8 protein-coding genes and 2 pseudogenes are annotated in these 11,468 nt (G+C 37.8%); 7 read left to right on the top strand and 3 right to left on the bottom strand.

Annotated elements, in window-relative coordinates:
- Window positions 1-38 precede the first annotated feature (38 nt).
- From pth to HBL79_RS01690, 4 genes and pseudogenes are all read left to right on the top strand, one after another.
- Complete coding sequence (pth, locus tag HBL79_RS01705; protein ID WP_046097326.1) at window positions 39-623, top strand: aminoacyl-tRNA hydrolase; 585 nt, start codon at window positions 39-41, stop codon at window positions 621-623.
- Window positions 624-642: 19 nt separating this feature from the next.
- On the top strand, window positions 643-1,734 hold the full coding sequence (gene ychF, locus HBL79_RS01700) for a redox-regulated ATPase YchF (RefSeq protein ID WP_017806972.1): 1,092 nt from the start codon (window positions 643-645) through the stop codon (window positions 1,732-1,734).
- A 107-nt stretch (window positions 1,735-1,841) separates the two neighbouring features.
- Window positions 1,842-2,741, top strand: a complete 900-nt coding sequence (locus HBL79_RS01695; protein WP_046097325.1) for a homocysteine S-methyltransferase family protein — start codon at window positions 1,842-1,844, stop codon at window positions 2,739-2,741.
- 35 nt (window positions 2,742-2,776) lie between these two features.
- A pseudogene (locus HBL79_RS01690) lies at window positions 2,777-4,187 on the top strand (basic amino acid/polyamine antiporter).
- A gap of 91 nt (window positions 4,188-4,278) precedes the next feature.
- Here the strand turns inward: HBL79_RS01690 and HBL79_RS01685 are convergent.
- From HBL79_RS01685 to HBL79_RS01675, 3 genes are all read right to left on the bottom strand, one after another.
- Window positions 4,279-5,217 carry a sigma 54-interacting transcriptional regulator gene (locus HBL79_RS01685; RefSeq protein ID WP_017806974.1) on the bottom strand — a complete coding sequence of 313 codons (939 nt, stop codon included), beginning with the start codon at window positions 5,215-5,217 and terminating at the stop codon, window positions 4,279-4,281.
- 179 nt (window positions 5,218-5,396) lie between these two features.
- Window positions 5,397-6,437, bottom strand: a complete 1,041-nt coding sequence (locus HBL79_RS01680) for a YcjF family protein (protein ID WP_017806975.1) — start codon at window positions 6,435-6,437, stop codon at window positions 5,397-5,399.
- A gap of 21 nt (window positions 6,438-6,458) precedes the next feature.
- Window positions 6,459-7,862, bottom strand: a complete 1,404-nt coding sequence (locus HBL79_RS01675; RefSeq protein ID WP_017806976.1) for a YcjX family GTP-binding protein — start codon at window positions 7,860-7,862, stop codon at window positions 6,459-6,461.
- A gap of 65 nt (window positions 7,863-7,927) precedes the next feature.
- On the opposite strand from HBL79_RS01675, the gene HBL79_RS01670 reads away from it, so the two are divergent.
- From HBL79_RS01670 to HBL79_RS01660, 3 genes and pseudogenes are all read left to right on the top strand, one after another.
- Entirely contained in the window at window positions 7,928-9,625 is a 1,698-nt protein-coding gene (locus HBL79_RS01670; protein WP_017806977.1) for an ABC transporter substrate-binding protein, read from the top strand.
- Entirely contained in the window at window positions 9,622-10,587 is a 966-nt protein-coding gene (locus HBL79_RS01665; protein WP_017806978.1) for an ABC transporter permease, read from the top strand. The genes HBL79_RS01670 and HBL79_RS01665 overlap by 4 nt, the downstream gene beginning before the upstream one ends.
- Window positions 10,577-11,466: pseudogene (locus HBL79_RS01660) on the top strand (ABC transporter permease subunit). The gene HBL79_RS01665 and the pseudogene HBL79_RS01660 overlap by 11 nt, the downstream one beginning before the upstream one ends.
- The last annotated feature ends 2 nt before the right edge of the window (window positions 11,467-11,468 follow it).

Below are 11,468 nucleotides of genomic sequence, written 5' to 3'. Positions count from 1 at the left end.
CTACAATAGCCCACTATTTTTGTCCAGTTAAAGAAAGTATGTCAGAGATTAAACTCATTGTTGGGCTGGCTAACCCCGGCGATAAATATTCCGACACGCGCCATAATGCAGGGGAATGGGTGATTGATCGCCTTGCTCGTCAGTTTCATTTTCAGCTCAAAGAAGAAAGTAAATTTTTCGGTAAAACGGCAAGAGCGGTGATTTTTGGCGAAGAAATTCGTTTTCTCGTTCCTACCACCTTTATGAATTTAAGCGGTAAAGCGGTGAGTGCATTAGCCAATTTTTACCGTATTAAACCTGAAGAAATTCTGATTATTCACGATGAGCTTGATCTCCCGCCCGGTGTTGCCAAAATTAAACAAGGGGGCGGACACGGTGGGCATAACGGTTTGCGTGATAGCATTGCTCAACTGGGCAATAATAAAAATTTCTACCGTCTGCGTGTAGGCATTGGACACCCCGGTGATAAAAATCTAGTTTCCGCCTATGTACTCGGCAAACCTTCGCCAACTGATTGGCAACTGATTGATAAAGCCTTAGATGAAGCCGCCGCGTGCGTAGAAATTCTCATCAAAGAAGGCATTACAAAAGCAACAAATCGACTCAATAGCTTTAAAGCATAAAACAAATTAAGGAAAAATTATGGGATTCAAATGTGGTATCGTGGGTTTACCGAATGTGGGTAAATCAACCCTTTTTAACGCATTAACAAAAGCAGGTATCGAAGCGGCGAATTATCCGTTTTGTACCATTGAACCAAACACCGGTGTTGTGCCAATGCCTGATCCGCGTTTGGACGCATTAGCGGAAATCGTTAAACCTGAACGAGTATTACCGACCACAATGGAATTTGTGGATATTGCAGGGCTTGTGGCAGGGGCGAGTAAAGGCGAGGGGTTAGGTAACAAATTCCTTGCGAATATCCGTGAAACTGATGCCATCGGACACGTTGTGCGTTGTTTTGAAAATGACGACATCGTCCACGTTGCAGGCAAAATTGATCCTGCGGAAGACATCGACACCATCAACACCGAGCTTGCCCTTGCGGATTTAGATAGCTGTGAGCGAGCCATTCAGCGTTTACAAAAACGTGCTAAAGGTGGTGATAAAGAGGCGAAATTTGAATTAAGCGTAATGGAAAAAATTCTGCCTGTGTTAGAAAATGCAGGAATGATTCGCTCAATTGATTTAGATAAAGAGGAACTTCACGCCATTAAAAGTTACAACTTCCTCACCCTTAAACCGACAATGTACATCGCTAACGTAAACGAAGACGGTTTTGAAAATAACCCTTATCTTGACCGCGTGCGTGAGATCGCAGCAAAAGAAGGGGCGGTGGTTGTGCCTGTGTGTGCGGCGATTGAATCGGAAATCGCAGAACTTGACGATGAAGAAAAAGTGGAATTTTTGCAAGATCTTGGCATTGAAGAACCGGGCTTAAACCGTGTAATTCGTGCGGGTTACGCCTTACTCAATTTGCAAACCTATTTTACCGCTGGGGTGAAAGAAGTGCGTGCGTGGACAGTTTCCGTAGGCGCAACTGCACCAAAAGCGGCGGCAGTTATTCATACGGATTTTGAAAAAGGCTTTATCCGTGCCGAAGTGATTGCTTATGAAGATTTCATTCAATACAAAGGCGAAAATGGTGCAAAAGAAGCCGGCAAATGGCGTTTAGAGGGGAAAGATTATATCGTGCAAGACGGCGATGTAATGCACTTCCGTTTTAATGTATAACTGTTCTTAATGATGCCAATTTAGTCTAAAAAAATAATGAAAAATCTCACCGCACTTTGCAAAAGTGCGGTATTTTTTTAGCCCAAATGTTATTAAAGGAAGCAAAAATGACAATGACAATTCTTGACGGTGGAATGAGCCGTGAATTAATGCGTTTAAACGCCCCTTTTCGTCAGCCTGAATGGTCAGCTCTTGCTCTTTATGAGTCACCGCAAGCGGTACAACAGGTACACGAAGATTTTATCGCAAATGGTACTGAGGTAATCACGACAAATAGTTATGCGGTTGTGCCTTTTCATATTGGTGAACAGCGTTTTGTGGTGGACGGAAAAATACTTGCCGATCTCGCGGGGCGTTTAGCTAAAAGTGCGGTACAAAATAGTGGAAAATCGGTCAAAATTGCAGGTTCATTGCCTCCATTATTTGGCTCATACCGCCCTGCTTTATTTCAACCTGAGCGCGTAAAAGAAGTAGCTCAGCCTATCATTGACGGGCTTTCTCCTTATGTGGATCTCTGGTTGTGCGAAACGCAAAGTGCGATTATTGAACCTCAATCCATTAAGCCATTATTACCTGATGATCGCCCACTTTGGGTTTCTTTCACTTTACAAGATGAAGATCTCAATCAACCGGCGTGTTTACGTTCAGGCGAATCTGTGCAAAGTGCGGTGGAAAAAATGATCGAATTGGGTGTCAGTGCGATCTTATTTAACTGTTGTCAGCCAGAAGTGATTGAGCAAGCCTTAGCTATTACCCGTGAAACCTTACAAAAACACGGAGCATTACATATTGAAACAGGGGCATATGCCAATGCTTTTGCACCACAAGGTAAAGAAGCAACAGCCAATGAAGGGCTTGATGAAGTGCGTCATGACCTCGATCCGCAAGCCTATTTAGCTTGGGCGAAAAAATGGCAACAAGCTGGAGCAACGATTATTGGCGGGTGCTGTGGGATTGGTTTAGCTCATATTCAGGCACTCTCTCATTATTTCAAACCGCAGATTTAAACATTTTAGATAATCTTTTTATAGGAAAGCGATTTATGTCGAATAAAAAAATTGGTTTAATTTCACTCACTGCATTAGTGCTGAGTTCTATGATTGGCTCAGGCATTTTCAGTTTACCGCAAAATATGGCAGCGGTGGCAGGCTCTGAAGCTTTGCTCATTGGTTGGTTAATCACGGGTATTGGCATTATCTTCCTCGGGCTTTCATTCTTTTTTATCTCTCGCCTTAAACCTGAATTAGATGGGGGCATTTATACCTATGCACGGGAAGGTTTTGGCGATTTAATGGGATTTCTTTCTGCGTGGGGCTACTGGCTATGTGCCACCATTGGCATTGTGGGCTATTTGCTTGTTGCATTTGAAGGAATTGGGACTTTTACCGATAATGAAAGTGCGGTGATTTTTGGGCAAGGAAATACGATTGCCTCATTTATTGGTGCGTCTTGCGTGGTTTGGTTAGTGCATATTCTCATTGCTAAAGGAGTAAAAGAAGCGGCTTCCGTTAATTTAGTCGCCACCATTGTCAAAGTGTTTCCGCTTATTTTATTTATTGCATTAGCCCTTTGGTTTTTCTCGCCTGATACCTTTAATTTGGACACCAAAGCCACCGCACTCAATAATAGCGTAAGTGATCAAGTCAAAAATACGATGTTGATTACCTTGTGGGTATTCACGGGCGTGGAAGGGGCAGCGGTATTATCTGCTCACGCTAAAAACCGAACTGATGTGGGGCTTGCCCACTGTATTGGGAATTGTGATTGCGTTAATTCTCTATGTGGCGATCACCGTGCTTTCTTTAGGGCTTTTACCAAGAGAAGCCATTGCTCAAATGGCAAATCCATCAATGGCAGGCTTGCTCGAATTGATGATTGGAAAAAGTGGAAAAGTGTTAATTACGTTTTGTTTGATTGTTTCCGTATTGGCTTCATATATTAGTTGGACAATGTACTCTGCCGAAGTGCCTTATCGTGGTGCAAAAAATGGGGCTTTTCCGCAAATTCTCAACAAACTTAATCGCAACGATGTGCCAATTAATTCTTTATGGTTCACCGGTCTTGTTGTGCAGCTTTGTTTATTCCTTGTGTTGCTTACTGGCAAAACCTATGATGCCTTACTACTTATTTCAACCTCAATGATTCTAGTGCCTTATTTGCTTATCGGAGCTTACTTGCTGAAACTCTCTTTCCAACAATCTAGCCACTGGTACATTAAGTTCACTGGATTTATGGCAACCCTTTACGCTTTATGGATATTATACGCCGCTGGATTAGATTATTTGCTAATTTCCGTGGCATTATATGTGCCTGGTATTGCACTTTTTCTTTACTCTCGTTACCAATCTCAAGGCAAACGGCTTAATCTCAATCATTGGGAAAAAGCCCTCCTCGCTATTTTTGCTATCCTTTTTATTTGGGCAATTAAAGTGTTGATGAACTTTGAGTTCTAGTCAATATTAACATAGCTCATATACTTCGGATGATGAATAAAGGTCTAGACAGAAAGCTAGACCTTCACCATAAATCTCAAAAGAAATTTCCTTATTTTCCAATCCCATATTGTTTTAACTTATTTGCGATCGCCGTATGCGAAACACCTAATCTCGTTGCTAATTTTCGTGTACTCGGATATTCTTCATAAAATTTTTGCAATACCCTCGCTTCAAAATTATTCATCATTTCCTCTAATGTTTGGTTAGCAAACTGCTCAATATTGGCAAGAGGGAGTTCTTGCTCAACCAAGTTCAATCCCTCAATTGATAACTGATTATTCTCCGCTAGAGAACAAGCACGATAGAGTGCGTTGTACAATTCTCGGACATTTCCTGGCCAAGTATAATGCGTTAAATAATTAAGAAATGCGTAGTCAAAATGCGGTGTAGAAATACCTAATTCTTGACTAATCTGTGCCACAAATATTGATACAAACTGTACAATATCTTCTTTACGTTCACGCAGAGGCGGAATAGTAAGGCTAAGCACATTAAGACGATGAAACAGATCTTCACGCATTTTACCCTTTTCTACATAGTACATTAATGGAACCTGAGAAGTGCAAATCACACGCACATCAGCATAATGCTCTTTTTCCTCACCAACGCGACGAAACGTGCCATCATTAAGAAAACGCAACAATTTTGCTTGCAAACTTAAAGGTAATTCTGCCACACTGTCCAACAACACGGTTCCACCATCAGCATATTCAAAAAAGCCTTGAGTTTCAGAATGTACATTAGTTCTTCCAAACATTTCACTTTCAGCATCTTCACTTGGTAATCCTGCACAATTTACCGCAATAAATTTATTCTCCCGTCTAGGGCTAGAAAAATGGCAAGATTTAGCAATGAAATCTTTTCCTGTTCCTGTTTCACCTTGAATAAGTAGTGGAGCATCAAGCAATGCGAATTTTCTTGCTTTTTTTACAACCTCTTTCATTTTCCAACTTTGTGCAATAATTTCTGCAAAAAAATCAGTATTCATCTCTATCGCTCCTTTCTATTTTTTCAACTCGCCTTTATTGTAAATATTTTGGACAAGATGGAAAGAAAATTTTACATTGCATTACTATTTAAAATGAATTATCAGAATAATGAGCTATTAGACATAAGAAAATCTTATAACGCCGTATTATGTTAATCATCAACGCCTCACTTAAAAAGTCATTGCTTCAAATTTGACAAGATCTCTTTATAAATATGCTTTAAATGAGGTTTTTCTTCTTTTGTAAAAGGTAGTGGACGGCAAAACTCCATTGCTTTAATTCCCAAACGTGCAGTCAAAATACCGACACCAATCCCTTGAGCAAGGCGACCAGAAAGTTTTGCACTTATATCTTGTGAAAGCCAATCTATTCCCATCTCTTTAACCATTTCTGTTGCACCAGCAAATACCATATTACCTAAGACCATTCGGAACAAACGCAGACGGCTAAAATAACCCAACTCAATATGATACAACTTAGCTAATTGATTAATTAAATGGATATTCCGCCAAGCCACAAAAAGCATATCAACCACTGCCAAGGGACTGACTGCGACAGCAATCGCCGATTCAATAGCATTTTTACTCACTAATTTTTTTGCCTCCAAATCAATTGAGGTTAAAACTGTTTGACTGAACATATACATTATTTCTGACGCCGAAAGCCCATCGCTAATACGAGCCTTCCAACAAATTAATGATTGTGCATCTTGAGGAATTTCTAAAATATTAGTCAGCTCATCACAGATCTTCTTTGCCTCTTCAATATCCTGAATAGAAAAATCCTGACAAAAAACCACCGCACTTTCAGTTAATAAATTCTGGCTTCGTTCTTGTAATCGCATCCTTCTTTTTAATTTTATTAACTTATAGCATTCATTAGCTATCGCTACTCCACCTAATGCTAAAATGGTGCAACTTGCACAAGCAAAAGAAAAATAAATCCATTGATGATTTTGCCAACTGTCGATTAACCATTGTATAGACTGAGCAACTACGCCTACTAAGAAAAACAACATTGAGCCAATTAACCATTTCTTCCACCAGCTCAGGCCTGACTGCACGATTTGTGTAAATTGCGTAGATACTTCATCGGCCATCTCTGAATCTATTTTCAGCTCTGCTTCCATTGTAAGATCACTTTGATCAAAAGTTTGCTTAGGAATAAGTGACGACGATTCCCCTTCCTGAAAGGGGGTATGAAAAATTTCTTTTTTCATAAAAAACCTTCTAATATTCTATTACGTTAATTTATCCGCTAACAAAAATTGTAATACCGTGTCCATTCTAAAATGAGGAATAACACCGCCTTGTTCTAATCGTTGAGGAGAAAATTGATCAAATTCAAATTTCTGTTTTTGCCAAAATTGGATATTTGGTAAACGTTTTGGCACTTCCCCTGGATAAACTGTTATTTTTTGTTGATCTATTTGTCTAACCCCTTGAATTGCATTATAAAATTTACCATTTTTATTGACCCTCACTTGCTGTGTTGAGCGAACAGAAGCAATTGCCCCATAACTTGTTTCAATTCCTTCATATTCTACATAATGATGCCCATCTTGCACGAGATGACGCAACAAACTTATCAAATTGCTCCATTGATCATTTGTAATATGATCCGCTTTTGTTGCAAGAAACATTAATTTATCAATTTTAGGGGCAAATAGACGATGAAGTACCGTTCGCTTTCCATAACGAAAGCTTTCAAATAATTGCTTCAACCCCTCTTGCATATCCAAAAAGGATTGCTGACCATAATTTAGCGAAGTCAAACAATCAGCGAGAATAACTTGACGATCAAATAAAGAAAAATATTGCTTATAAAATTGTTTCACAATATGTTGGCAATAGTAGTTATAGCGTTTTTCTAGTATTGAAAAATAACTGCCACTCTCCGCTTGCCTTAAACGTTTCCATTGTGCTTCATTTATATGAATCAAAGGAAAAAATTGTACTGCCGGTGAGCCGTCCAATTCACCAGGTAAAACAAAACGCCCTGGTTGAATAAAATGTAGCCCTTGCTTTTTACAATCTAATAAGTATTGCGTATAACACTTTGCGAGTTGAGCAAGAACATCCTCATCTGCTTTTTTTGTTAAATCTAGTTTTTGTATTTTTTCTAACCATTGTTGTGCTAACTCCCTACGCATTCCATACATCAATTGAGACTGTTGCTCACTCCATTGCTGAAAATTCAATTCCAATAAAGGTAAATCTAATAACCATTCGCCAGGATAATCAAAAATGTCTATATATAATGTCCCCGTTTCTTTTATATGCCGTAAAAAACCAGACTTTTTATAACGAATAGCAAGCCGAATTTCGTGTACACCTATCGTAGAATTTGGCCATATAGGTGGCTCCTCACCTAAACATTGTAGATTATTCTCATACTCAAAACGAGGAATAGATAAATCACGTTGCTCTACCCGTTTAACCGCTAAAATACGTCTATCACGAGCAGCATCAAATAAAGGAAGATGGTTCTCATCAGTTGAATTAATGTGTAAAAGTTGGTTGATAAAACTCGTTATAAACGCTGTTTTCCCACTACGACTCAGCCCTGTTACAGCTAAGCGTAAAGATCGATCAAAACCTCGGTCTATAAGGTTATCAATTTCTTTTTGGATAGAATCAAACATTTTATTTCTATATTTTAGTAATATACTTTAAAATTTCCCCATAATGTATCACAAATCCCTGTTTTATGTTTATAAGAAAAATCATTTCAATCATTACATTTATACTTACATTTTTAGCAAGTGTAGCTATTCAAGCTGCACCAAAAATTCCAGATAGCCTTACTCAAAATGGGCTTATTTATTGTACTCACGCAAATGGTTTATCCTTTAATCCACAAACAAATGATGCTGGTACAAATATGAATGTCGTTACTGAACAAATTTATAATAAACTATTTGAAATTATAAATAATAGTTCAATAGTTGAACCCGTATTGGCAAAAAACTATAGTATTTCTGAAGATGGCAAAACAATTACAATTAATTTACGCAAGGGAATTAAATTTCATCACACAGATTGGTTTACGCCAAGTCGTAATTTCAACGCAGAAGATGTCGTATTCTCTCTCAATCGAGTTTTACAACGTAATACAGATTTACCCACATTAGAATCCTCAGCAAATTACCAAAACCCGCAATATCAGGTTTTCCACGAGCAAGCTAGAAAAGTTCATTTTCCTTATTTCGAAAGCATTAAACTCAACGATAAAATTGAATCTATCATCGCAACATCACCATACCAAGTACAAATAAAGCTATTTCAACCTGATGCCTCTATCCTTTCTCATTTAGCTAGTCAATATGCTATTATTTTTTCTCAAGAATATGCATTACAGCTCAATGCCGATGATAACCTATCGCAACTTGACAGCTTACCTGTTGGCACGGGTCCTTATAAAGTCAAAAACTTTGTCAAAAATCAATATATTCGCCTAATAAAAAACGAACATTATTGGCGTAAAAAAGGCACACTTAACAATATTATTATTGATCTCTCAACAGATAAAACAGGAAGATTAATAAAATTTTTAAACGGTGAATGCCAAATTACTTCTATGCCTGATGTGAGCCAACTTGGTATTTTGAAAAAATTCAATGAAAAATATTATCTCAAGTTCACAGAAGGAGTAAATTTATCTTACCTTGCTTTTAATTTTGCGAAATCTACAATAAAAGACCCTAAATTACGGCAAGCTATCTCACAAAGTATTAATCGTAGGAGAATCGTTCAACGTATTTATCACAATACTGCAAGTATAGCCAATAACATTATCCCGAGTATCTCTTGGGCGGCAACCGTCAATACGCCTGATTTTACTTATGATTATAACCCTCAATTAGCTAAAGCATTCTTTCAAGATAAACATTTAAAATTAACAATGTGGGTTTTAAATGAAGAGCAATTTTATAACCCCTCTCCTCTAAAAATGGCGGAACTAATAAAATGGGATTTATCCCAAGTAGGTGTGGATATCAGTATTCTACCTATTACTCGTACTTATTTACTTGAACAATTAAAAAATAACGCTGAAGATTATGATTTAATTCTTACAGGCTGGTTAGCTGGAAACTTAGATCCTGATAGCTTTATGCGTCCAATCCTAAGTTGCGGTATCTCGAATGATGTCACCAATCTATCAAATTGGTGCTATGCCCCCTTTGAGCAAGCAATGAATAAAGGATTAAGTACATCAAACTTACGTGAGCGAGCTAAATACTACAACATAGCCCAAGATATTATCTTATCTGAATTGCCTATTATCCCTATCGCAAATGCTAAACGGATGTTAATCGCAAATACTAAGGTAAAAGGATTAGAACTCGCCCCATTTGGCAGCATAAATTTCACTACCTTATCCTATCAACAAGGAGAGAAACAATGATTTTGTCTTTTTTTAGACATTTAGTCTTATTAGTCATTACACTTATCGCTCTCTCACTCATTAGTTATATCGTGCTAATACAAGATCCGTTGAATCAGGTATTATCCACTCCCCATTTTTATTCTGGTTACTTTTTATATATAAAAAATCTATTAAATGGTGATTTAGGAATTAGTTATAATGGTGGGGATGCATTGAGCAATTTAGTTTTCACTGTACTCCCTCCCACTCTTGAGTTATGTTTTACCGCACTATTACTTGCAATTTTATTCGGTATCCCGTTAGGATTAATCGGTGCAATCTATCGGACTAATTTATTAGGAAAAGCGATCCAAGTAGCCTCAATTATCGGGCTTTCTCTCCCTGTCTTTTGGGTTGCCCCTATATTACTATATTCTGCTGCGATTTATGGATGGGAAATTGCTGCCATAGGACAATATAATCTCCTTTACGATATCCCTTCTATAACAGGTTTTCCTATTATTGATGTATGGTTTATTGAGGTTCCCTATAGAATAAAAGTTATCCAAAATGTGTTACAGCACTTAGTACTTCCCACGCTAGTTCTCTCTATCTTACCAACAATGGAGATTATCCGAATTATTAAAGGGCGTGCGGAGTATTTGTTTGAGCAAAGCTATATTAAAATTACCATCACAAGAGGTTGGTCTTTATGGAGAATACTGCGGGTTCATATTTTACGTAACACACTGCCTCTATTAATTCCACAAATGACAAGGTTATTCACACTTGTTATTGCACAATGTATGCTAGTAGAAAAAACCTTAGGATGGTCTGGTATAGGGCGATGGTTAATTAATGCGGTAACACAACAAGACTACAATAGTATTTCAGCTGGCATCATTGTTATCGGGTTATGTATTATTATTGTAAACTTATTTACAGAAATACTGATTTTCATTTTAGATCCTCTTAATAAAAAAGGTTGGTATGCAAGATAAAGACACTGAAGAATTTCGCCATACAAGAACATTCACAAATATTTGGAAACTTTTTTATCAGAATAAAGTGGCTTTAGGAAGTTTTTACCTTTTTTTAGCATTTATTTTGACCGCACTTTTTAGTCGATTCCTCGCACCTTATTCTGACCAAATGCAGTTTGTAGGCTATGAACTTATGCCACCTTCTTGGGTTAATGAAGGAAAGATTACCTATTTTTTTGGTACTGATGATATAGGGCGAGATGTATTTAGCCGTTTAATTATTGGAACCACTTATACCTTAGGGTCAGCATTAATTGTTATTTTAATGACCGCAATATTTGGTGGAATCCTTGGTGCTTGGGCTGGGATGTCTCAAGGCATTAAAGCTCGCATACTAGGGCATTTCCTTGATGCATTTCTCTCTATTCCTGTTTTATTAATCGCCATTATTATTGCAACATTAATGCAACCAAGCCTAATGAATGCAATATTAGCTATTACATTGGCATTACTTCCTCATTTCATTCACGAGATCTATCAAACCATTCAAACCGAATTAAAAAAGAATATGTTTTAATGCTACGTCTAGAAGGTGCGTCCAATTGGCTTATTTTTAAAGAAGCCATATTTCCAAATATTTGTATTAAATACATTCAAGAGATCGTAAGAGCTTTTACTATCGCAATATTGGATATAAGTGCATTAAGCTTTATCTCTTTAGGAGCACAGCCCCCCACTCCAGAATGGGGAGCAATGATCAAGGACTCACTTGAGCTCATTTATCTTGCCCCTTGGACCATTATCCTCCCTGGGTTAGCCATTATGGCTCTGATTCTTGTCGGATTATTACTAGGGAACGGCATATGCCAAGCCATTGAACAATACTACAAAAAATAGGA

Origin of the sequence: Avibacterium paragallinarum, from assembly GCF_011765605.1 — a bacterium.
In the GTDB taxonomy this organism is placed as follows: Bacteria; Pseudomonadota; Gammaproteobacteria; order Enterobacterales; family Pasteurellaceae; genus Avibacterium; species Avibacterium paragallinarum.
The sequence above is the reverse complement of the archived record's forward strand: the minus strand, read 5'-3'. Positions and strand labels throughout refer to the sequence as shown.

Bases quoted from the DNA above. Each gene is read 5' to 3' on its own strand.
- HBL79_RS01685 (WP_017806974.1), bottom strand. From the start codon at position 5,217: ATGAATACTGATTTTTTTGCAGAAATTATTGCACAAAGTTGGAAAATG.
- HBL79_RS01675 (WP_017806976.1), bottom strand. From the start codon at position 7,862: ATGTTTGATTCTATCCAAAAAGAAATTGATAACCTTATAGACCGAGGT.
- HBL79_RS01680 (WP_017806975.1), bottom strand. From the start codon at position 6,437: ATGAAAAAAGAAATTTTTCATACCCCCTTTCAGGAAGGGGAATCGTCG.
- HBL79_RS01670 (WP_017806977.1), top strand. From the start codon at position 7,928: ATGTTTATAAGAAAAATCATTTCAATCATTACATTTATACTTACATTT.
- HBL79_RS01665 (WP_017806978.1), top strand. From the start codon at position 9,622: ATGATTTTGTCTTTTTTTAGACATTTAGTCTTATTAGTCATTACACTT.
- HBL79_RS01695 (WP_046097325.1), top strand. From the start codon at position 1,842: ATGACAATGACAATTCTTGACGGTGGAATGAGCCGTGAATTAATGCGT.
- pth (WP_046097326.1), top strand. From the start codon at position 39: ATGTCAGAGATTAAACTCATTGTTGGGCTGGCTAACCCCGGCGATAAA.
- ychF (WP_017806972.1), top strand. From the start codon at position 643: ATGGGATTCAAATGTGGTATCGTGGGTTTACCGAATGTGGGTAAATCA.